The sequence below is a fragment of the Halobacillus aidingensis genome, assembly GCF_900104185.1.
GTDB classification, from domain to species: Bacteria; Bacillota; Bacilli; order Bacillales; family Halobacillaceae; genus Halobacillus; species Halobacillus aidingensis.
This window is the reverse complement of the sequence record NZ_FNIZ01000032.1, coordinates 1-21818: the sequence shown is the minus strand read 5'-3', so window position 1 is coordinate 21818 and position 21818 is coordinate 1. Positions and strand designations below refer to the sequence as shown.

Annotated in this window: 19 protein-coding genes, 8 tRNA genes and 1 riboswitch; of the genes, 4 read left to right on the top strand and 23 right to left on the bottom strand. The window is 43.2% G+C overall.

The genetic code is table 11. From position 1 onward, the window contains the following. Positions 1 to 63 precede the first annotated feature (63 nt). From ppx to BLS23_RS20170, 3 genes are all read right to left on the bottom strand, one after another. Positions 64 to 1599, bottom strand: coding sequence for an exopolyphosphatase (ppx, locus tag BLS23_RS20180; RefSeq protein ID WP_089654808.1), 1536 nt, complete (start codon positions 1597 to 1599; stop codon positions 64 to 66). A gap of 82 nt (positions 1600 to 1681) precedes the next feature. Further along, positions 1682 to 3577 (bottom strand): PrkA family serine protein kinase, encoded by a 1896-nt coding sequence (locus BLS23_RS20175; RefSeq protein WP_089654807.1) that lies wholly within the window; start codon positions 3575 to 3577, stop codon positions 1682 to 1684. Positions 3578 to 4334: 757 nt separating this feature from the next. After that, entirely contained in the window at positions 4335 to 4514 is a 180-nt protein-coding gene (locus BLS23_RS20170) for a hypothetical protein (protein WP_089654806.1), read from the bottom strand. A gap of 192 nt (positions 4515 to 4706) precedes the next feature. Here BLS23_RS20170 and BLS23_RS20165 point away from each other — a divergent pair, with 192 nt between their 5' ends. Both BLS23_RS20165 and lipA read left to right on the top strand, forming a co-directional pair. Further along, complete coding sequence (locus BLS23_RS20165; protein WP_279615139.1) at positions 4707 to 5522, top strand: lipoate--protein ligase family protein; 816 nt, start codon at positions 4707 to 4709, stop codon at positions 5520 to 5522. 19 nt (positions 5523 to 5541) lie between these two features. Further along, a complete protein-coding gene (lipA, locus tag BLS23_RS20160) occupies positions 5542 to 6486 on the top strand; it encodes a lipoyl synthase (protein ID WP_089654804.1) in 945 nt (314 codons plus the stop codon). Positions 6487 to 6526: 40 nt separating this feature from the next. On the opposite strand, the gene BLS23_RS20155 is transcribed toward lipA, so the two are convergent. The 12 genes from BLS23_RS20155 to BLS23_RS20100 all read right to left on the bottom strand — a co-directional run bounded on the left by BLS23_RS20155 (position 6527) and on the right by BLS23_RS20100 (position 17798). Continuing rightward, positions 6527 to 6784, bottom strand: coding sequence for a hypothetical protein (locus BLS23_RS20155; protein WP_089654803.1), 258 nt, complete (start codon positions 6782 to 6784; stop codon positions 6527 to 6529). A gap of 477 nt (positions 6785 to 7261) precedes the next feature. Then, the gene (locus BLS23_RS20150; protein ID WP_167356134.1) at positions 7262 to 7807 is read right to left on the bottom strand and encodes a transposase; all 546 of its coding nucleotides are present in this window, start codon (positions 7805 to 7807) and stop codon (positions 7262 to 7264) included. Positions 7808 to 8229: 422 nt separating this feature from the next. Further along, the gene (gene trmL, locus BLS23_RS20145; protein ID WP_089654801.1) at positions 8230 to 8706 is read right to left on the bottom strand and encodes a tRNA (uridine(34)/cytosine(34)/5-carboxymethylaminomethyluridine(34)-2'-O)-methyltransferase TrmL; all 477 of its coding nucleotides are present in this window, start codon (positions 8704 to 8706) and stop codon (positions 8230 to 8232) included. Positions 8707 to 8757: 51 nt separating this feature from the next. Further along, entirely contained in the window at positions 8758 to 9627 is an 870-nt protein-coding gene (locus BLS23_RS20140; protein ID WP_089654800.1) for an amidase domain-containing protein, read from the bottom strand. A gap of 86 nt (positions 9628 to 9713) precedes the next feature. Continuing rightward, positions 9714 to 10262 (bottom strand): methylated-DNA--[protein]-cysteine S-methyltransferase, encoded by a 549-nt coding sequence (locus BLS23_RS20135; RefSeq protein ID WP_089654799.1) that lies wholly within the window; start codon positions 10260 to 10262, stop codon positions 9714 to 9716. 72 nt (positions 10263 to 10334) lie between these two features. Then, a complete protein-coding gene (gene queG, locus BLS23_RS20130; RefSeq protein ID WP_089654798.1) occupies positions 10335 to 11468 on the bottom strand; it encodes a tRNA epoxyqueuosine(34) reductase QueG in 1134 nt (377 codons plus the stop codon). Positions 11469 to 11485: 17 nt separating this feature from the next. Then, the gene (locus BLS23_RS20125) at positions 11486 to 13195 is read right to left on the bottom strand and encodes an ABC-ATPase domain-containing protein (protein ID WP_089654797.1); all 1710 of its coding nucleotides are present in this window, start codon (positions 13193 to 13195) and stop codon (positions 11486 to 11488) included. A gap of 131 nt (positions 13196 to 13326) precedes the next feature. Then, positions 13327 to 13400: transfer RNA gene (locus tag BLS23_RS20120), tRNA-Gly, on the bottom strand. A 679-nt stretch (positions 13401 to 14079) separates the two neighbouring features. Further along, a complete protein-coding gene (locus BLS23_RS20115; protein WP_244157288.1) occupies positions 14080 to 14976 on the bottom strand; it encodes a DMT family transporter in 897 nt (298 codons plus the stop codon). Between the two features lie 105 nt (positions 14977 to 15081). Then, a complete protein-coding gene (locus BLS23_RS20110; RefSeq protein ID WP_089654796.1) occupies positions 15082 to 15534 on the bottom strand; it encodes a hypothetical protein in 453 nt (150 codons plus the stop codon). Between the two features lie 432 nt (positions 15535 to 15966). Next, the gene (locus BLS23_RS20105) at positions 15967 to 16491 is read right to left on the bottom strand and encodes a hypothetical protein (RefSeq protein ID WP_089654795.1); all 525 of its coding nucleotides are present in this window, start codon (positions 16489 to 16491) and stop codon (positions 15967 to 15969) included. 134 nt (positions 16492 to 16625) lie between these two features. After that, positions 16626 to 17798, bottom strand: a complete 1173-nt coding sequence (locus BLS23_RS20100) for a TraB/GumN family protein (protein WP_089654794.1) — start codon at positions 17796 to 17798, stop codon at positions 16626 to 16628. Positions 17799 to 17933: 135 nt separating this feature from the next. Next, positions 17934 to 18035: riboswitch (purine riboswitch) on the top strand. A 52-nt stretch (positions 18036 to 18087) separates the two neighbouring features. Here BLS23_RS20100 and ade point away from each other — a divergent pair. Next, on the top strand, positions 18088 to 19821 hold the full coding sequence (gene ade / locus BLS23_RS20095) for an adenine deaminase (RefSeq protein ID WP_089654793.1): 1734 nt from the start codon (positions 18088 to 18090) through the stop codon (positions 19819 to 19821). 45 nt (positions 19822 to 19866) lie between these two features. On the opposite strand, the gene BLS23_RS20090 is transcribed toward ade, so the two are convergent. Continuing rightward, positions 19867 to 20295 (bottom strand): DUF559 domain-containing protein, encoded by a 429-nt coding sequence (locus BLS23_RS20090; protein ID WP_167356133.1) that lies wholly within the window; start codon positions 20293 to 20295, stop codon positions 19867 to 19869. Between the two features lie 235 nt (positions 20296 to 20530). On the opposite strand from BLS23_RS20090, the gene BLS23_RS20085 reads away from it, so the two are divergent. Next, on the top strand, positions 20531 to 20911 hold the full coding sequence (locus BLS23_RS20085; RefSeq protein WP_089654791.1) for a hypothetical protein: 381 nt from the start codon (positions 20531 to 20533) through the stop codon (positions 20909 to 20911). A 234-nt stretch (positions 20912 to 21145) separates the two neighbouring features. Here BLS23_RS20085 and BLS23_RS20080 read toward each other — a convergent pair. From BLS23_RS20080 to BLS23_RS20050, 7 genes are all read right to left on the bottom strand, one after another. Beyond that, positions 21146 to 21227: transfer RNA gene (locus tag BLS23_RS20080), tRNA-Leu, on the bottom strand. Between the two features lie 9 nt (positions 21228 to 21236). Then, positions 21237 to 21310: transfer RNA gene (locus BLS23_RS20075), tRNA-Cys, on the bottom strand. A 58-nt stretch (positions 21311 to 21368) separates the two neighbouring features. Next, positions 21369 to 21443, bottom strand: a tRNA-Gly gene (locus BLS23_RS20070). A gap of 8 nt (positions 21444 to 21451) precedes the next feature. Next, positions 21452 to 21526 (bottom strand) — tRNA-Gln (locus BLS23_RS20065). Between the two features lie 27 nt (positions 21527 to 21553). Continuing rightward, positions 21554 to 21629 (bottom strand) — tRNA-His (locus BLS23_RS20060). Between the two features lie 13 nt (positions 21630 to 21642). Continuing rightward, positions 21643 to 21713: transfer RNA gene (locus tag BLS23_RS20055), tRNA-Trp, on the bottom strand. Between the two features lie 17 nt (positions 21714 to 21730). Next, a tRNA-Tyr gene (locus BLS23_RS20050) sits at positions 21731 to 21816 on the bottom strand. Positions 21817 to 21818 lie beyond the last annotated feature (2 nt).

The window sequence follows — 21818 nt, the reverse complement described above, 5'->3', positions numbered from 1 at the left end:
TTGATTTAAATTGTCGAACGACTAGACACACGATTGAATAGCAAAAAAGCAGCCCGGAACGGACTACTTTTTATTTTCCACAAAAGAGAGCTCGATAGTCTTCTTCAATGACTTTTCCAAATGTTTTTTCTGTTTCTCTGCTTGATATTCTTCAGGCATGTAAGCACCGTTACAATAGAGTGTGACACGAAGGTCATCTCCATCATTGGATAGTTCCAGCTTTTCCACCGTCTGCCTTCGAGTACTATCCAGACTGTAGCAGAATTTCAACATCGACCCGAGAAGGCGGATCTTTTTCCGTTCATCTTTCAAGAACCACTGTTTGTATGGATCAAGGAATTGCTTGAATACCGTCTTGTTTTTGAAAGAGGCCATTAAAGCCATACGTAGTCTTTCCATATGCATCAGCCCGTCAATCGTCCGGTTAGCAAGGAGGTAAAAAGTATGCTGAGAGCTTGATTCATTGTCAATATATTCACCGAGATTGAAAACATAGCTCGCCCTTTTCACTTCCTGCCAGTCCCTTTTCCTCAAAGCGCCGATTCCACGATCATGAAGCTGATGGAACAAGTCATGAGCCAAATGCTGAACGTGCTGGATGTGTTTCACATTCAACTCATAATCACTGATCAGTTCCTGAATGCTCTCCTCTAACACATTCGGAAATAAGGCTGTCCCCATATCACTCGTCAGCTGCTCGAAAAAAACGCCGTCGCGCAATCCTTTCCTGCTTAAAATAAAACCTGAAGCATGGACCGAATCATATAAAGAATGGAAGACTTCTGTTGCGGGAAGGATAATGTCCGCACGGTCCTTCGATAACCCCTCAACCTTCTGCAATTTTTTCATGTTCAAGGTGAAAAGATAGTTCTTGATAAAAGCGAGATCACTGTCTTTCATTTTATATTGATGTAAACCTGCGAGCGGATATTCTTTTAAGTTCTGATCAATTTGAACAAGGTTACGCGCACCTCCACCGATTCCGATCAAAGGGACGTTCTTTTTCTTCAGCCAAGGGAGAGATTGAAATTGTTCAATCAAATAATGTCGAAGATCGGACATTTCTTCCTCTGTAGGAAGATCTTTTTTAAAAAAGTCTTGTTTAAGTGTGAGCGCTCCGAATGGGAAACTATGTGATTCGATCAGTTCCCTGTCCTTAAAATATGTAACTTCTGTACTTCCTCCACCGATGTCTACAGTAATTCCTTCCGTCACGGGCGTCGAATTAACCACAGCCAAATAACCATAATAAGCTTCTTCATGATCAGAAAGAATGCGCATGTCGAATCCTGTGTGTTCGGATACTTGATGAATGATCTCGGCTTGATTTTGCGCTTGTCTGATGGTAGCGGTCGCTACACAAACCATTTCTTCCAATGGATAAGACTCTGCTACTTGCTTGAAGCTTTTTAATGTGGTCAAAAGGATTTGGATACCTTCTGTGGATAATAGGCCATCGTCCATGAGGTGATTCCTCAATCTGGCAACAGCTTTCACATTCTCCACTTCACGAAGACGTCCACCTTTTTCCCTCAAATAAATGACTAGACGCATTGTATTCGATCCGACATCAATAATTGCATAATAACTTTTGGCCATCGTCTCACCCCACTTTGTTTTTTGCCATTATACCATAAGAAACCGCCCTCTTAATATATAAGAGAGCGGCTGGGTGTTGCCATTATCTATTCAACAAGCTGCCGACATACTTCAATAATTCATTGGCAGAGCTCGAATTGTATCCATGCTCATCGATAAGAGTAGCGACCACTTCATTGATTTTCTTCAGTTGCTGCTCATCCGGCGTCTTCGTAGATGTCGTAATCTTCACAACATCTTTTAGGTCTGCAAACAGCTTCTTCTGAATCGCTTCGCGTAAGCGCTCATGAGACTGATAATCGAACTTCTTGCCTTTTCGAGCATAAGCAGAAATGCGGATTAAGATTTCTTCACGGAACGCCTTCTTCGCGTTTTCCGATACGCCAATCTGTTCTTCAATGGAACGCATGAGCCGCTCATCCGGGTTCAATTCTTCCCCTGTCAGTGGATCTCTGAGTTTGGCTTTATTACAGTAAGCCTCCACATTATCCAAGTAGTTATCCATTAATGTGACGGCAGACTCTTCATAAGAGTAGACAAAAGCTTTCTGTACTTCTTTCTTCGCAATTTCGTCGTACTCTTTTCTAGCGAGTGAAATGAAGTCAAGATAACGCTCTTTATCTTCATTGGAAATGGAAGCGTGACTTCCGAGACCATCCTTCAACGAACGCAGAACATCCAGCGCATTGATCGAGGTCAACTCTTTCTTAATGATGGTAGAAGAAATGCGGTTGATGACATAACGAGGGTCAATGCCGCTCATTCCTTCATCCGCGTGCTCTTTCTTCAACTCTTCCACATCTACATCGCTGAATCCTTCTAAAATCTCACCGTCATACAAGCGCATTTTCTTAAGTACATCAATAGAAGCTTTTTTCGACTCCTTCAGTCGAGTCAAAATCGTAAACATTGCAGCTACCCTCAATGTATGAGGGGCGATGTGAACATCTCTTATATCACTTTCCCGGATCATCTTTTCATAGATTCGTTCTTCCTGACTCACTTTCAAGTTGTAAGGAACAGGCATGACAATCATCCGGGAATGCAAAGCTTCATTTTTCTTGTTGGCAATGAAAGAACGATATTCCGCTTCGTTTGTATGGGCGATGATCAATTCATCTGCAGAAATGAGAGCAAAGCGTCCAGCCTTGAAGTTTCCTTCCTGCGTTAAGCTGAGCAAGTGCCATAGGAACTTCTCATCACACTTCAGCATTTCCTGGAACTCCATGATTCCACGATTCGCTTTGTTCAATTCTCCATCAAAACGATAGGCCCGAGGATCTGATTCGGAACCATATTGAGCAATGGTAGAGAAGTCAATCGAACCCGTTAAGTCAGCAATATCCTGGGACTTCGGATCAGAAGGGCTGAACGTTCCAATGCCTGTACGTTTATCCTCTGAGAAAAAGATACGTTCAACTAAAACGTCCTCAATCCTTCCCCCATACTCTGTTTCTACTCTCATCGTATTTAATGGAGATAGACTGCCTTCAATACGAATCCCGTACTCTTCCTGGAAATCTTTGCGCAGATGGTTCGGGACAAGATGTAAAGGGTCCTCATGCATCGGACAACCCTTGATGGCAAAAACAGCCCCTTCATCAGTATGTGTGTACTTCTCCATCCCCCGTTTCAGTAAGTTAACGAGCGTTGACTTACCACCACTGACAGGTCCCATCAGTAAAAGGATACGTTTTCTAACATCCAGCCTTCTCGCCGCCGGGTGGAAATATTCTTCAACCAGCTTCTCCATCGCCTCATCCAAACCATAGATATCCTCATCAAAAAACTTGTAACGCTTATGATCGTGCTCTTCTGCTACTCCCGCACTTTTAATCATATTGTAAACGCGGGAATGGGCGGATTGAGCTAAATACGGACGCTCTTTCAGTAAATCCAAATATTCTGAGAATGTACCTTCCCATTTCAGTTCCTCTTCTTGTTCCCGGTGGTCTTGTATTTTCTTTAAAATGTCCACTTCGCGACCTCCCCCGTCGTAAGAGACGAATTTTAATACATCCTATGCCTGGCTACTGTAAAACATGTGTAAATTAGAAATGTGGAAGCGGCCTGGTTAGACACGACTAGCATAAGACAAACGGCATAGTGGTGTGTTCTTCCACCACGGAGCCGGTTGACTTATGTCTCGAGTGTCTGGCCGCTGCAACTGGACCATGAAAACGAAATGCGGAGACGCCTTGGGAGATGCGACAAGCATAAGACAAGGTTCGGAGTGAAGCGTTTTTCTTCACGTAGAACATTGACTTATGTCTCGAGCATCTAGGCGTCGGAGCTGGACACTGTGATACGAAATGCGGCGGCACCCTGGTAGACGCGACAAGCATAAGACAAACGGTGCAATGGTGCGTTCTTTCACCACGGAAGCGGTTGACTTATGTCTCGAGCGTCTGGGTGCCAGAGCTGGACACGACAAGAAGAAATGTGGAAGCGGCCTGATTAGACACGACTAGCATAAGACGAACGGCGCAGTGGTGTGTTCTTCCACCACGGAGGCGGTTGACTTATGTCTCGAGTGTCTGGCCGCTGCAACTGAACAAATACGCACCCACCTTGCTCATTGATTTCGGCTGCCTGGCGAACACAGGACTTACGAAGAAACAGAAACTCGCAACCCCGATCATTAAAAGACAGCTGAAAAGTGAGGGAAAAGCCCCCTTATCCACCCTATGCCTCCCTTGTTCATTCATGACAGAAAAAAGAGGACTAACATGAAGTCAGTCCTCTTCGTAATCCTTCTCTTGAATATACCTGCGCCTTTTTGACAACCCCATGACCAAAAAAGCAATAAAAAGAAACAAATTGAGCCACCTGAAATCATCATAAAATATAGCTAATAATGCCCAAATTGCCGCACTGATTAAGAAAAGGATGCTGGAAATCAACGTTTGGCTCACGATCATCCCTCCTTCCTTTATTATAAATCAACAGAAGCGGATTGTATGTCCATTTTTTCGCAATGAGCAAGTAGTCCTAAAGGTTGAATTGACCCTTGTTAGTAAATTTTGACACGATGATATCCCCTTGTTAGAATTGTTACGAATATTTTAATAGGATAAAGTGCTACACAATAGAAAGAAGGACTGCAAATGGAAACATGGTACTTTGTCGATTCAGGTCATTGCACCCCTGCTATGAATATGGCATTGGATGAAGCCTTGATGAATTGGCACCGAAATGGAGACATTCCTCCTGTACTCCGTTTTTATGGATGGGAGCCTGCGGGATTATCTGTAGGATATTTTCAGAAAGTCAAAGGAAAGATTGATTTGGAAGGCGTCCAAAAGCATGGGTATGACCTTGTTCGTCGTCAGACTGGAGGACGAGCTGTCCTACATGACAATGAACTCACATATAGTGTAATTGTGTCAGAAAATCATCCGGACATGCCTGACTCTGTGAAAGAAGCCTATCTTGTTCTATCCAAAGGTTTGCTTGAAGGATTCACAAACCTTGGTATTCAAGCCGAATTCGCTGTTCCTGAAGGAAAATTAGATGTCGCAGGATCCGCTGTATGCTTTGAAGAACCTTCCTGGTATGAACTGATTGTAGAAGGTAAGAAAGCAGCGGGAAGTGCACAGACAAGAAAAAAAGGGATTATCCTTCAACATGGATCCATCCCTATTGATGTCGATGATGTTAAACTATTCGATATGTTTATCTATAAAAATGAACGCATTAAAGAACGCGCTCGAAAAGCCTTCGGAGACAAAGCTGTAGCCATCAACCAGATTGTCGATCAACCAGTAACTTTTGAAGATACTAAAAAAGCTTTCAAAAATGGGTTTGAAAAAGGACTGGGGATTAAACTAGAACCCTTAAAACTGACAGAAGCACAATGGAACGAAGTCAGAAAGATTGCAGAAGAACGTTATGACACCGACGAGTGGAACTACGCTCGCTAACGAAAAAGGAGTGAACAAATTGGCTAAAAAACAAGAGTACATAAGAAAACCTGAATGGCTGAAGATTAAAATCAATACGAATAAATCTTATACAGGCCTGAAAAAGCTGATGCGTGATAAAAAACTCAACACCGTTTGTGAAGAAGCTCGCTGCCCGAACATTCACGAATGCTGGAGTGAACGTAAAACGGCGACATTCATGATTCTTGGAGATACTTGTACACGCGGATGCCGTTTTTGCGCGGTCAAAACAGGTCTCCCTAACGAATTAGATTGGGGCGAGCCAGAACGTGTCGCTGATTCTGTGGAAATCATGGGGCTGAAGCACGTCGTTGTGACAGCTGTAGCACGTGACGATCTAAATGATGGAGGCGCAGCCGTTTTTGCTGAAACCGTGAAAGCAATCCGCCGACGTGTCCCAGGTTGTACCGTTGAAATCCTCCCTTCTGATATGAAAGGAGATTATGAAAGTCTACACACTTTAATGGACGGAGAGCCGGATATTTTCAACCATAACATTGAAACAGTCCGCCGCCTGACGAAAAAAGTACGTGCCCGCGCGATGTATGATCGTTCTCTAGAATTGTTGAAGCGTGTAAAAGAAATTCGTCCGAATACACCAACCAAATCAAGCATCATGGTCGGATTAGGTGAAACGAAAGAAGAAATCGTTGAAGCTATGGATGACCTTCTTGCCCACAACGTAGACATCATGACAATCGGTCAATATCTACAGCCGACGAAAAAACATTTGAACGTTGAGCGCTACTACCACCCCGATGAATTTGAAGAGCTTAAGAAAATTGCGCTTGAAAAAGGATTCAAACATTGCGAAGCAGGTCCTATGGTCCGCTCCTCTTATCATGCAGATGAACAGGTAAACGCCACATCTGCCCAACGCCGCATCAAGTACATGCAAGGGTATGAGTCCCAAGGAAAAGAACTAGATACAACAAACTTCTAAAAATGGCCCCTCATGAGACGAATCATGAGGGGCGTTTATTTTACCATGGCCCTCCGTAATAAGGAGGTCGGTTATATCCATAAGGTCCTGGTCCACCTGGGCCACCCGGGCCGCCATAATAAGGTGGTGGCGGAGGCGGGGGACCAAACCCTCCATAAAAACCGGGCGCCAGTGCTCCACCTAAGAAACCACCGAGCAGTCCACCAGCAAAAGGTCCTAAAAAGAAGAAACGTTCATCTTCGTCGCGGAAGCCCTCTTCGACTTGGTACGGATCATAATAATATTGGTAATGGTTCATTCATGCTCCTCCAATCCATCCTTGGTTATTCACCTACCCTTCACTCTATGTAAACGCCCGCCCTGACGTATAGGCATGTGTCATCAAGCAAAGGATAATTTTAACTGGACAAACAATTCACATCCACCCATAATTAGGGTATAATATGAATAAATCATGCTTGTCTGGCTACATAAAGGAGGACCACTCATGAATCTTACATTGATTATTCTTGTCTGTGTCGCATTTCTTACTGCTATCTTCAGTGCCGGATATGACACAAAACCAGGTACGCCAAAAAAATAACAGCAAAAGCGCATCCAATATGGGTGCGCTTTTTTGTGTTCGTTTTGTTTTTGAAGCCATTTATGGTGCCTGCCACATTTTTTGGTGCCTGGCACCATTTCCTTCTATCCGGGTGCCAGGCACCACAATGACTCATCGCAGTGCCAGGCTTTATGTTCATCTCTTCACATTAAAAAGAAGACCCTCTCCTCTTTATTGAGTAGCAGGGTCCTCTACATCTTGAAATTTCATAAATTCTTCGTAAGATACCATTAAATAATTTCGCAACATTTCCGTATCCACTAGTGGATCTGGTTCGTTATTTATATATGCACTGTGCGATGTCCACAAATGATTAGATAACAGACGTTTTAAATTCGCTCTTTCAGGGTTCTTGTGTACATACTTACAAGCAGTCAAAAAATACTCACTATTAAGGATAATTTCATCATGATACCTTCCTTGAAACAAATGACCGGTATACTCATATTTGGAATTAAAATACTTGGAATATTTCGTGTGGAGTTGCTGGATGATAGAACTCGGTGGGGAATGATTGATCTCAATAATTAAATGGACATGATTACTCATTAAACAGTAAGCATGTAATTTAAATCCATGAACTTCTTTCACTTCTTTCAAATAACTTAAATAGGATAATCGGTCTGTATCATTTAAAAAGATATTTTGCCTTCGGTTTCCCCTAGCAGTAATATGAAAGATTGCACCTGGGAACCAAAAGCGTTTCTTTCTGGCCAATAAAACTACTCCCTTCATGAATTTCTATAAAATACAATTCGACATAATCCTAATTAATCCTCTTTTTACCGTAATCTTTACATGGTGTTTCCCCCGTTGATTTTTGTGTACCATTAGGGTGCCTGGCACCCTACCAATGCTCCCCAGTGCCTGGCACCCTACCAACGCTCTCCAGTGCTTGGCACCCTACCAACGCTCTCCAGTGCCTGACACCCTACCCACGCTCTCCAGTGCCTGGCACCCTACCCACGCTCTCCAGTGCCTGTCACCCTACCCACGCTCTCCAGTGCTTGGCACCCTACCAACGCTCTCCAGTGCCTGACACCCTACCCACGCTCTCCGGTGCCTGGCACCAAAAAATGTGGCACCAACAACAAAAATCAAAAGACAAAAAAGACGACCACTTCGGTCGCCTTTCCGCTTCATTTGATTAAATTCGGATGCCCTTGTTGCCTCAAAGCCTCAAAAAGAATGATAGAGGCTGTATTTGACAGGTTCAGGGACCTTACTTGATCGGTCATCGGTATTCTCAAACAACGGTCCTCCAACCCTTCTAACAAGCCCTTAGGAATCCCGTCACTTTCACGGCCGAAAATGAACAACAAATCCTGCTCAACATCACTAAAGTCAAAATCTACATAGGATTTCGTGCCGAAATTTTCAATATAGTAAAATTCGCCATCTGGAAATGCCTCGTAGAGTTCCTGAATGGAATCGTAGTAATTCACACGAACTTTATGCCAATAGTCCAACCCTGCACGGCGGACCATCTTATCGTCGGTCGAAAAGCCTAAGGGACGAATCAGATGCAGTTCAGAATTGGTAGCAAGACATGTACGGGCGATATTTCCGGTGTTTGCTGGGATTTCCGGTTGAAAGAGTACAATATGATTAGGCATGCGTTTCACCTCAGTCTTATCTTAGTCAACTAGACTATTATACCATACTCCTCAGCCGTCGATTTTATAAAATTTGTACTGAATATCAGGCGTATAAGCGGTAGAGTCTTCATACGCCCAGTAGCGGTGCCGGCTGTTGGATGTATGAGCATTTACAAGCGGCATTCCATTGGCATCTTTTTTGACGACAAAGGTGTTGTGATCAAACCTTCCATCCCCCTGAAAATCATAGCAAATGATGTCACCTGGTGAAAGTTGTTCGGCAGAGGAAACTTCTGTTGCTGTGAGTCCTTTTCTCGCTCCTCCCAAATACCACCGCAGCGCATGTGCGACCGTCCAGCTATAGCTCCAGGTTCCGCTTCCATACCACCAGCCTCTCGTGCGGTTAGGTGCCCCCCAGGTGGTCGCTCCACCTGCTCGTATGCACTGGGACACATAATTCGTACAATCCACATCAAAGCTTTTATATGCTGGATTGTAGCTGTCCCACCAACGGTCCGCATAGCGAACAGCTTCCCTGCGGTTGTAAGTGGATCTTGAGAGTTCTCGATCTTGATCCCCCGTAAAATCCATAGGCAAAGGCTTGGAAATCTGTTTCCCTTCAAACATCTCTGTCATCACTTTGTGGTCGAATAACTCTTCCCCGATGAACCGCGCATCGCCATGATAATGACCTTCTTCCAAGAAGTCATATCGCCCAGACTTAATAAGAAGTGATAAAGTCAAAAGATACTGGATGTGCGTTTGATTTTCATAGGCGACGCGATGATAGGGATGTATGTTAAAAGTCAGGCGCTGCAGTCGTTGCCCCCGTTCTTCAATGCCGTCTACTTTTTTTCTTAACCAATGATGATCTTCCTGATCGAACAATCGATCCATGACTCTTTCCCAGTACACTTGCAGTTGATATGTATGGCTCATGCCTCTCCCCTCCTATTAACATCTTATGAAATGCAAAGAAGGACATGAACAGCAAAAAAAGCAGCCTCCATTTGGTGGAGCCTGCTTTATTGGTTTTGTTTGATCGTTTGATGCTCTTTTTCAAATTCCAATAGTTTCTGCTTTTTATCTAAACCGCCGGCATAACCGACCAACTTGCCGTTACTTCCGATAATCCGATGACAAGGGACAATGATGGAAAAGGGGTTTTGATTCACCGCTCCCCCTACAGCTCTGATCGCTTTCGGAGCATGCATGGAAGAGGCGATGTCCTTATAGGACCTGGTCTCCCCGTATGGGACATGATGGAGAAGCGTTCTCCATACTTGTCGTTGAAAATCAGTGCCGTAGCAGTTTAAAGGCACATGAAATTCGTTCCGATGTCCTTCAAAGTAGTCGGAGAGTTCTTGTTTCGTTTGTGCTACATATTTGTGTTCGGGGTCATACACCAGTTCACCTTTGAGAAAATGCTTCTTTTTCCAAGATTGATAGGTAGCGAGCCGGTCTTCATAATGACCATAGTCGATTCGACAGACGCCTTCATCATTCGCTAGTACAGTCATTGGGCCCAAAGGAGTTTCGAAAGTGTCATAGTATAAGAACGATTGATGGTTCATATTCAACCCCTTCTTCTTTTACAGTTTTTTCTATTATACAAGAGCTTTCTTATATTGAAAAGGTACATTTGGTTACTGTTCTTGAAATTGGACGCCCTTTTCCATTTCGTAAAGCACTTGTTCATTCTCTTCTCTTCCCATTGCTTCCTCGATGGCTGCAAAGCATTCGGGTTTTCCGATCTTCCCAAGCCCCCAGGCAGCCGTTCCACGAATGACAGGACGTGGGTCTTCCTTCATCAAACGAATCAACTCATCAATAGCGGTTTCATCCCGGTAATGCGCCAGAGCAAGAATAGCGTTTCGTTGGATCGGTTTTTTTCCACGCCACGAACCTGAAATGAAACCGAATTTCTCTTTGAATTGCCGGTTTGAAATGGATAGCAATGGGGTCAATTTCGGCTTGACGATTTCAGGATCTGGTTCGAACTCTTCATGATTATGAAAATCCTTCTTCCGGTTTTTTGGACAGACAGTCTGGCACGTATCACAGCCATAAAGACGGTTCCCGATTTTCGTCCGGAATTCATCCGGCAAAAAATCCTTCGTCTGGGTTAAAAATGCGATACAACGATTGGCATTCAACTGTCCCCCCTGAACGAGGGCATCCGTCGGGCACGCATCGACACAGATGTTACAGTCCCCACAACTGTCATCGACCGGTTCATCCGGAGCAAATGGAATGTTCGTAACCAACTCCCCAAGATATACATATGAACCAAATTCAGGAGTGATCACGGCACAATTTTTTCCACTAAAACCGATGCCCGCTCGTTCTGCTACGGCACGGTCAGAGAGCTCCCCCGTGTCGACCATCGATTTCAATTCCACATCCGGAAACTTTTCCTGTAAAAATGCTCCCAAACGGTTGAGGCGATCACGAACAACATCATGATAATCCTGTCCCCAGGAAGCCCGGCAGAAAATACCCCGCCGGTCTCCTTTTTTACTTTTAGGAGCATCATGCATTTTCGAAGGATAAGCCAGGGCGATGGAAATAATGGATTGAGCACCGGGAAGCAATCGGCCAGGTTCTGTCCGCTCTTGAACAGACCCTTTTTCAAAGCCGGACTGATAGCCAAGTTCCTGCTGCCGTTTCAGTCGCGCTTTCAATTCACCGAAAACGTCGGCGGAAGCAAATCCAATTTTGTCAATGCCGATTTCTTTACTGTAGGCAATAACTTCCTCTTTAAATTGATGAAAATCCACCCTGACACACCTCCTTTCTATCTTATATCTTTCACTTTCGCTGTCCGGATCCGGTTCAGCGTCGCTGCAATTTCAAAACGTCTCGGTCTAGCCAGCTCACCTGGGTGCTGGTCTTTGAATGGGGCAAATGAAGCGAGACCTTCTTGATCCAATTGATGTTCAATCATATCAAGTAGTTCATGAAGAGAATTTCCACGCTTCAGTACGCCTTTTTTATCTATATGAAGCAGTAAATCAGCAATCATCCTTGTCTGTGATGCATCGACGAGCTGTTCCACATGATCTAACGCTATGTCTTCACGGCCCATCAAAATCTTATGCATTCCTTTGGCCTGGACTTTTTCTTTCTTCCCTTTACGTGTCTGCAAGCTTTGAGGTAAAAAGGAACGTTTCGGGACAGCTCCGAAGGCATCATCATCCGATTCCATCCGGCCATTTGGATACTTACTCGCAATTTGCTTCGCTTTTTCCGTGACATTATGAGGAAGATACTGATCCATCATGATGACATCATCAGCGACATGAAAGTAATCCCCAGAACCACCCATAACAAGAATAGTAGAAACTCCTAATTCATCGCGCATCTGTTTAATTTTATCGATGAACGGGGTAATCGGTTCTTTCTCTTTCACAACGAGCTCCTGCATACGCTCATCCCTGATCATGAAGTTTGTTGCACTCGTATCTTCATCAATCAGTAAGCTCGATGCCCCTGCTTCCAAGGCTTCTATGACATTCGCCGCTTGTGACGTACTGCCACTGGCATTCTCCGTTGAAAACCTTGTCGTATCTGTCCCATGAGGAAGGTTTTTAATGAATGGAGAGATGTCTACCGTGGATACTTGACGTCCATCTTCCGCTCTCACTTTTACAGCAGAAGGATCTGTCAGCACATACTCACGGCCATCCCCTTCTATATGAGGATACACGCCACGCTCCATGGCATTCAACAGGGTACTTTTACCATGATAACCGCCACCGACAATTAACACAATTCCCCGCTTCAGCGCCATTCCCGTAATCGGTTCATCCCTGTGAGGAAGGTCGATCGTCACCCGATTGGATTCAGGGCTCTCAAAAGGTACAGCATCTCGCATAGGTCTTTGACTAATGCCACTCTCCCGTGGAAGGATCGCCCCATCGGCAACAAAAGAAATCCAATCATTCTTCTTCATTTCATCAAGAATCGTGTGATGCTGATCGGCGAGTTGGCATACCGATTCGATTGTTTTATCTTTTATAGCAAAAATAGATTGGTTCATGATTTCTGGAAGAATGGAAAAGAAAAGCTTTTCCGCTTGTTTCCCATTGATCCGCCTACCATTCGCCGGCAGACCGACCGTAAGACAGACTGTCATATCCTCAGCGTTCAAAGAAACGGACGTCCGTTCCAGAATTTCCTGTCCCGGTTGATCAATCGCAACCATTCCACTTTTTCCTGAACCTTTTACACTTGTTTGAGTTTTATGAATGGTCTTCGCAACCGCTCTTGTTATCTGATCTTCTGCATAATACTTCCTTCGAGCATCTTGTTTCCACTCAGGAGAGATTCTCCGCTCAGATTCCGGAATACGAATGCGGATTTTAGAAGGAGCCGCAAAAGGGTCTCCCTGGACATAATCAATCATCAAATCATACCTCTCGAATGAATACGTCCCTTGAATTTGTTTATAAGCTTTATAGCTTTTTCCATCGATTTGTTTTAAATGTTGCTGCATTTTTTTCATCATGGATTCCTCCCTTGAACGAATAGGTCTATTATAGGGTTTATCCAAATTTCATCAATAAAAAACGCAATGCTTCGTTACCCATTTAACGAAACACTGCGTTGGTTCACATAAGTATAAAATAATAGCATTGGAGCGGGTGAAGGGAATCGAACCCTCGTCATCAGCTTGGAAGGCTGAGGTTTTACCATTAAACTACACCCGCATAAATAAAAATTCATTATTCTTGTTTTGTAGATATTCAATCGATGCCCCAGTTGTTCGAACAACCCTTATCGTTTATATTTGTAATGATAACATTCGAAATCTAGCGACGCAACATGAAATTTACGATTTTTTGTCGAAAATTAACTTCTTCTTTACTTTAATAGTTTCATAATTACGCTTTCACATAGTATACCAAAAATCCTCTCTTACTAAACGACACATTATTGAAGACTCAGTTTCAAGACATTCTGTAAGGTGGATCGGACAAGGAGTCACAACATCCCCCGCCGCTATCCCATGAAAAGCGACTTGTTTTCCCAACCATCATCCTCTCACATAAACATCTCGAAACCGAGTCTGCCACAATCATGCCGTATAGCTGAAGGTTCATAAACGAAAAGAACTGTAGAAAACTTAATTGGTGATATTAACTTTTCTTGGATTGATAAACATAAATCATGGAGAAAACGAGAAAGGCAATGAAGTGAATGGAGTCGATAAACAGTTTAAAGAGATCAATGAGTGTGGTGGAATCCATAAGTGTCACCCCCAACAACTATTTAACCGCATCCGCTAAACATCGTTACTATGAAAATGGCAGCGCTTGAGAGGGTTTACTAGTTTCAATTTTGCAAGTAAAAAGACGCTTTCCCTTACCATGCCTCATTTTCTCTTTATTATTCTGAGATTTTTCTTTTTAAGACTTTCGGCTGGGTGGTCATCACCACTCCAAGGATAACAAGCAGCGCTCCAGTCACTTGTGCGACGCTTACCTTCTCTCCTAACCAGAAATAGGCCCCGGTCATTGTCACTACAGGGAGAAGGTTAAGAAATACAGAAGCTTTAGAAGCCCCTAAACGTTCGACAGCTGTATTATAAAACAATAAGGCAATGAAAGAAGGAAAGATACCGAGATAAAGGAAGCCTATAATATTGGAAAGGTTCCATATAGATGGGATTCCATAAACCAGCCATTCAACCGTTATAAAAGGGAATAGGATGACTAAAGACAAACCTGTCATGACCAGGATCGTTCCTAATGGTGGAAACATAAACATCACTTGCTTAACGACAAGTGAGTACACAGCCCAACAAATAATAGCACCGACCATAATTCCATCACCGATGTTCCATCCTAAGTCAGCTAAATTGAATAGGTTTCCATTCATCACAACCCCTAGAGCTCCCAAAAGCGATAAAGCTATACCCACCACTTGTAAGGCGCTTAAATGTTCTTTCAAAATCGCCCAGCTTAATACCACGGTCAACACTGGGATGAGTGTTTCGAGAACAGATACATTTGTGGCGGTGGTAAATTGTAATGAAGCATAAATGAACGTATTAAAAAAAGCCACGCCTGTCACAGTCATGACTAACAACGGCTTATAATATTTAAAAAAGACAGGTTTAGCCTTTCTCGCACTTTTGTATCCTACAGGAAATAAAAATATAAAAGCTATAACAAGCCGAAGGTAAGCAATCGTGAATGGTGGGAGGTCATTCAGTGCTTTACCAGTAAGAATGTTCCCCCCATAAAAAATGACGACTAAAATGAGCAGTATGTATGGATACACTTTTCTCCCCCTTCCCCTGACTACTAAGAATAAAATGATACACACATAATACACCGGGGAAGAGCTCATCCCCCGGTGTATCATCTTCTTTTCACTTTTTTACATCTATAAGATAACCGTACTCTTCAATGCAGCGATTAAATGTTCAAAGTCTTCCTCGACTTGCCTTCCAACATCATCCCGTTGGTAATCTTTATTTTGTTTTTTAGAGCTTTCAGGCTCTATCAATAATGTGCGTCCCTCCATAAAGGTGATTTCAATCTTACGTGGAGGGGTGTTTTCTGACAAACTGTAGTCTTCGAAGTATTCCTTCATAGAAATAATACGATCTGTAAACAAGGTTTCTTTTTTCAAGGCCATGTCCTGGGAAAGGCTGAGCACCGTTAACGTCCGGTCGTTACGATTCACAATAAACAATTGTTGTTGATCAGAGTCGATGACTTCTAACAAACGGTATTGGTCTGATTCGAATAACTCCTCCGTAAATTCAAGAATTGCCGCGGTCTTCAAATGACTTAACTCTTCCGTACCCAATCTTTCTTTTAAATGGATGGACATGTATTTGTAACCTCCTTAAGAATTTGTTCATACTACTCATCCCCCTTACCTTGTAAGTGAAAACGTGAAACGAGTAAAATAAACAAATTTTACCACAAAGAAAAGGGGGCGGGGTTCCGAATGGCTGATTCATTCGACAAACTTCCCTTTTTTATGTGTATAGATAGAGGTGTCCTATAATGGAAGCCCATTAGTGAAGGAGGAGAGACGCCGATAAAGATTGACCTTGAAACGGAATAACTCCATGTTGTTTAAGATCTCCCCCACCTCCATCCTCCTTATTTCAAAACTTTTGTGATTTAGGGAAATACACCAGTCCTATCTTCTATGGTACGGGCACTTTTAATCGGCAAAATAAAAACGAATACAAATAAAAGGACACTGACTTCTCATTCTATGTAAAATTGGCCGGACCACCTTCTACATTAAATTTTACAGCCGCTCAGAAAGAACCTTAAAGGACTCAACCGCTTCTTTGTAATAGGTGAACTGACGATTTTGAATGGTTCGCTCTAGTTTTTTGAGAGCAATAGAGGCTAATTGCTTTAAATCTTCATGACTGGTCATCTCCATCAGCTTTTTAACCATTACTTGCTTTTCTTTCGTGTCTTCCTCTAATTCCTTCCATTCTTCATCTGTATCTACGTGATGCTCCCCCAAGTCCGCCTCTACTCCCCGTCCAAGACCATCGATCAACTGTTTCATTTCATCATTCTCATCCACACTTTCCCGAATGGACCGGAGTGTTCTGGTATCCACAAGCTCTTCTTTCCCTACCGCTTCCCTTTCTTCCGTCTCTGCTTTATCAATAATCACCGTTTGGTAGGATTGCTGATCATCACTTGGCAGGGATTGCACATTCACATTTTCCTGCTGATCGACTTCCGTTATCTGCCACACTCCAAACCCTAGTGCCAATACACCGAGAATGGAAGTTCCTTTTACAAACTTACTCATTTTCCATCCCTTTCTCATCTAATTTCTATAATTTTATATTTTCCGACATTTCATTGTAACGTAATTGTAACATTCCATGAAATAACAGTAAATAAAAAAGAGAAGCTGTATGGAAGCTTCTCTTTTGGATCAATCTATAAGTTTTCTAAAAATAATCGAATGACATCCGCACCGCCTATGAATGTCCCTAATGAACTTCCGATATTCGCAAGAACAACAACAAGAAGGATACGAGTCACTTTATTGTTCCAGAACCCCTTGACACTTGTTACATCATCAGACAACGTTTCAAAGTCTGCTACATTCGGACGTCGGAAGTAGGCTTGTACAATTCCTGCAAACCAGCCTGCCGCAATCAATGGATTTAATGAAGTAATCGGAGCCATAATAAATGCTGACACAATAGCTAACGGATGGGCAAGGGCAGCTGCTGCTCCAATGGCCGAGAAAGACCCGTTCCAAAGCACCCAGCTGATGGTTTGTTGTGTGCCCGCCGCCGGATTCGAAAAGAAGGTATAGAGAATGATGGATACAATCAACACCGGGATACTCCACCCAATGATCTTCGGCACCTTCGATTTAGGAGGCCTTTGTTTCAGCTTTTTCAAATCGTGTTCTTTATGGATTTCTTCCTTTATTCCAGGTACATGGGCCGCACCGAGTATCGCAACTACTTTCTCTCCGGGTGCATCTTTAATTTTCTGTGCAAGGTACTGGTCCCTTTCATCAATGAGTGGTTTCTTCAACTTTGGAAAGTTATCCGTCAAATCCTGCAGCATCCCATCAAGCATATCCTGGGATTTCATCTTTTCCAATTCTTCTTCAGAGATTTTGTCATTACTGAAGATGCCATAAAAGATGGACAATAACAGCTTCATCTTCCCTCCAAAGCCGATGTTACCCCATATCCTTGAAAAAGTGATCTGAATATTTCGGTCAGCTAACACAAGCTCTGCTCCGATTTCTTCAGCTGATTCAATCCCCTGAATCATTTCCTGACCCGCTTGAATACCGAACTGCTTCGCCATACGACGTTGAAATGAGGAAATCGCTAAGTTGACGAGTAACAAGGTGGCTTTTTTATTCTTAATCACTTCAAAAATATCTGTGTTCTTCCAGCGATCACCATCTTGGATGGACTGAAACCTCTGCTCATCAAGTTCGACACAAACCGAATCCGGTTGCTCTTTTTCAATGACACTTTTGACTTGTTCAGCACTTGCCTTTGAAACGTGAGCGGTGCCCACAAGAACGTATTCCTTATCATCTATGTGAATTCTCGTAATATTTTCTTCCAATGCAGACATCTGAACCTTCCTTTTTGCTTTCCGTTTATTTTCTCTCCACTCTCATATTAAACTAGATGAGTCCAAATGAGAATGCTTTCGCCTAAAAACATGTCATTGACAAGCACCTTCAGGAAGGATAGAATCTCCTATAATTATATAAACCAATCAACCTTGCGTATAAATTTGGAAATAAGGTCCAAATGTCTCTACCGAACCACCGTAAATGGTTTGACTACGAGAGGGATTTTTTAATCCTTCTCTTGTTTTCTGCACACGCAATGGCTTTAAAAAGAGGAGGAACAGAACGATGAATATTGAATCACTAACGAAAAAGATAAAGGTAGCAAATAAAGAATGTCCAGCAGACCTAGTCATTAAAAATGCGCAAATCGTTGATGTCTTTAATGGGGAAATCATTCATAAGGATGTCGCGATTGTCGATGGGTTCTTTGCAGGTTTAGGAGAGTACGAAGGAAAAGAAGTGATCGATGCTCAAAGACAGTACATGGCACCTTCTTTCATTGATTCTCATGTCCACATTGAATCATCCATGGTTCCGCCTTCGGAGTTCGCTAAAGTCGTCATCCCCCACGGTGTGACCACAGTTATTACCGACCCTCATGAAATTGGAAACGTTCTGGGAGCAGAAGGCATCCAGTTTATGCTCGATGACGCTAAGGATCTTCCTATGGACTTTCATTTTATGCTCCCTTCCAGTGTTCCCGCCACCCCTTTTGAAACGTCAGGGGCAGAATTACACGCACCTGACCTTCAACCTTTTCTTGGTGACTCACAAGTCCGGGGACTCGGAGAAGTGATGGATTATTCATCACTCCGAAACGCTGATCCGCGGTTATTAGAAAAAATCGCACAAACGATAGAAGCGGGTGGTTATGTCGACGGACACCTTGCTGGTTTGAATGAAGATGCGGTCAATCTATATTCGAGTGCAGGGGTTCAAACCGATCATGAATGTAATACTGCAGAAGAAGCCCTCGCACGCCTTCAGCGAGGCATGTATGTGAGTATCCGTGAAGGTTCCGCTGCCAAAGACCTGCAAGCCCTTTTGCCTGTAGTGAACGAAATGAACGCCAGACGTTGTCTTTTCTGTACAGATGATAAACATATCGATGACCTTTTAAATGAAGGAAGCATCGATCATCACATCCGTTTAGCTACAGCCCAGGGCTTGGACCCCATCACCGCTATCCAAATGGCCACATTAAATGCGGCCGAGTGTTACGGACTTCATGATAAGGGAGCGATTGCGCCAGGCTACATGGCCGACTTCCTATTTTTTAAAGACTTACACGCACTGGAAGTGACACAAGTGTTTAAGAAAGGAAAGAAAGTGGCTTCCCATGGAACATTAGTAAAGGATCTACAACCTTCGTCTTCAAGTTCTCAAAAAATCACAAACAGTGTTCATATTCCAAACCTTTCAAAAGCACAAATGCGTATACCTATAAAGGATTCCCAAAAAGGAAACATCATAAAAATAAACAAAAATCAAATTAGAACGGACCACCTTATTGAAGAGGTTGAGCTGGAATCAGGCTCCTTTCAACCTTCTGTAAGCAAAGACCAATTAAAGTTGGTCGTCGTAGAGAGACACCACCAAACGGGTAACATTGGACTTGGGATTGTAAAAGGGATGGGGCTTCAAAGAGGAGCTATAGCTACAACCATTGCCCATGATTCTCACAATATCGTAGCCGTAGGTACAAACGATGAAGATCTCGTCAAAGCTATCCAACACTTAGGGAAAATCGGCGGGGGAATGACCTTATTTCATGAAGGGAGCCCCCTCTCTTCGTTGCCCCTTCCGATCGCTGGATTGATGTCAGATCAAGGGTACGAGGAGGTTGCTCATCAATTAGTAGACATTCACAAAGATCTGTCTACCCTTGGCTTTACAAATGACTTTAATCCATTTCTCACCCTGTCGTTTCTGACGTTGCCCGTCATACCCAGCCTGAAGCTTACGGATAAAGGCCTTTTTAGCACAAAAGAAGCGAAACACATCCCTGTATCGATTTAACAAAAAGTAAGAAGCCAGGCGACCGCCTGGCTTCTTACTTTTTCCTTAACTGGAGTTGGACTTACCCGTCATCTCTCTGCTCACTTTTTCAACAATCCGGGAAAGGTCCTCATCGATTCTTGCACCGCTGAACCTCAAGACTGTCCAACCATGATTTTTAAGATAAGATTCTTTTTCCCACTCTTGTTCCCACACATCGGAAGAAATGAGAAAATCATGCTCTACGGCTTCCACCGCAATTTTCAATTTTGGAAAAGCGACATCAATCGTGTACTGATCCACCCGATAACCCAATGTAGGCTGTAAACCATGAGCAAGAAAACCTTCATATAATCTCCGGACTAAATTTGAGCCGATTCCATCAGCATCCATTTCCTCTGGCTGCTCCTCATTTCTGACTCTTAGTGTCAGCAAAACGGCAAGGATCAATAAAGTCATAAAAGCCGCGTACTCGATAAACATGGTTATGTTCATATTCATCACCCACTACCATTCTATCCAATTGACCCCTGTTCTTATTCATACGATCTACACTCTATGACCTTTTCATTTTAAACAGAAAAAAAGAAGCTGTAGGTTCCCTGCAGCTTCTTAAAACTTTCAAGACACACAACCCTTACCATCTGATTTATGTCTGATGTATGTGATTATTTTATACAATCGTTTCTATTTGATTCGTTACTTAATTTGTATAGGAGTTTGGAATGGATTGGTCCATGTCCCCGATGCGGCGTACCCCTTCATAAACATGATTCTCTTAGCAGCATGTGAAACAGAAGAAGTACCACAAGAGGTAGAAGCTGTGAAAGCAGATGAAACGGAAGAGTACGATGATAAATTCAACGATAGAGATGGCGACGTCATTGAAAAAGCAACGACAGCAAGCGATCCAGACTCAAATGAAGAGGAATACGAAAGTAAGTATGACAAAAGGTTAATGGTATTTATAGAAGACGGAAAAGTTCTTACGAAACTGGTCACGTGGATGGTGAAAAACCATATCCATATGGAACACAGTAGCCGAGATTGCCGACGTCGCAAGGACATTTCGTGCTTTCATCCATCAAAATCCCTCTACTTTGTCTCTTAAAGAATTGTTATTAAATCCAATCTCTTTATTAGACGTAAAGAGTGAAAGAATAGTTTGTTATATTTGAAATTTCTAGTTCACGCATCTTTAAGGCGTTCGTGATCATTCATGTCTTTGTTGTTCATGATGTTTCAAGGATTGATCGTCTTACAATGTATTCGCCTAACGTCGTATTAAACGCAAAAAAGACGCTGCGACGGAAGTCACAGCGTCTTTTTTCTATGATTCTTTTAGTACCGGTGGCCGGGGTCGAACCGGCACTCCGTGAGGAACACGATTTTGAGTCGTGCGCGTCTGCCAATTCCGCCACACCGGCATGTGTCTATGGAGGCGGCAACCGGAATCGAACCGGTGATAAAGGAGTTGCAGTCCTCTGCCTTACCGCTTGGCTATGCCGCCATATCACGTTCAATTACGATTGTATCATATTCAAGTTCAGCTGAATATGTGAATTTTTTGGAGCGGGAGACGGGATTCGAACCCGCGACCCCCACCTTGGCAAGGTGGTGTTCTACCACTGAACTACTCCCGCAATTAAAGTGGCTGGCCCAGCTGGATTCGAACCAGCGCATGACGGTACCAAAAACCGTTGCCTTACCGCTTGGCTATGGGCCAATATATCTTTTGCTTTATGATTATAAATGGGGCGGCTGATGGGAATCGAACCCACGAATGCCGGAACCACAATCCGGTGCGTTAACCACTTCGCCACAACCGCCATAATTAAAAAGCAGGGGTAGTAGGAATCGAACCCACATTGACGGTTTTGGAGACCGTAGTTTTACCATTAAACTATACCCCTATTTGATTGAAAATAAATGGTGGAGGGAGTAGGACTCGAACCTACGAACCCGATGGGAGCGGATTTACAGTCCGCCGCGTTTGGCCAACTTCGCTATCCCTCCAC

Coding starts and splice junctions, on each gene's coding strand:
- ade (WP_089654793.1), top strand. CDS start 18,088: ATGAATATTGAATCACTAACGAAAAAGATAAAGGTAGCAAATAAAGAA.
- BLS23_RS20105 (WP_089654795.1), bottom strand. CDS start 16,491: ATGAGTAAGTTTGTAAAAGGAACTTCCATTCTCGGTGTATTGGCACTA.
- BLS23_RS20110 (WP_089654796.1), bottom strand. CDS start 15,534: ATGTCCATCCATTTAAAAGAAAGATTGGGTACGGAAGAGTTAAGTCAT.
- BLS23_RS20100 (WP_089654794.1), bottom strand. CDS start 17,798: ATGTCTGCATTGGAAGAAAATATTACGAGAATTCACATAGATGATAAG.
- ppx (WP_089654808.1), bottom strand. CDS start 1,599: ATGGCCAAAAGTTATTATGCAATTATTGATGTCGGATCGAATACAATG.
- trmL (WP_089654801.1), bottom strand. CDS start 8,706: ATGCCTAATCATATTGTACTCTTTCAACCGGAAATCCCAGCAAACACC.
- BLS23_RS20090 (WP_167356133.1), bottom strand. CDS start 20,295: ATGAACATAACCATGTTTATCGAGTACGCGGCTTTTATGACTTTATTG.
- BLS23_RS20125 (WP_089654797.1), bottom strand. CDS start 13,195: ATGAAAAAAATGCAGCAACATTTAAAACAAATCGATGGAAAAAGCTAT.
- BLS23_RS20135 (WP_089654799.1), bottom strand. CDS start 10,262: ATGAACCATCAATCGTTCTTATACTATGACACTTTCGAAACTCCTTTG.
- BLS23_RS20155 (WP_089654803.1), bottom strand. CDS start 6,784: ATGAACCATTACCAATATTATTATGATCCGTACCAAGTCGAAGAGGGC.
- BLS23_RS20140 (WP_089654800.1), bottom strand. CDS start 9,627: ATGAGCCATACATATCAACTGCAAGTGTACTGGGAAAGAGTCATGGAT.
- BLS23_RS20165 (WP_279615139.1), top strand. CDS start 4,707: ATGGAAACATGGTACTTTGTCGATTCAGGTCATTGCACCCCTGCTATG.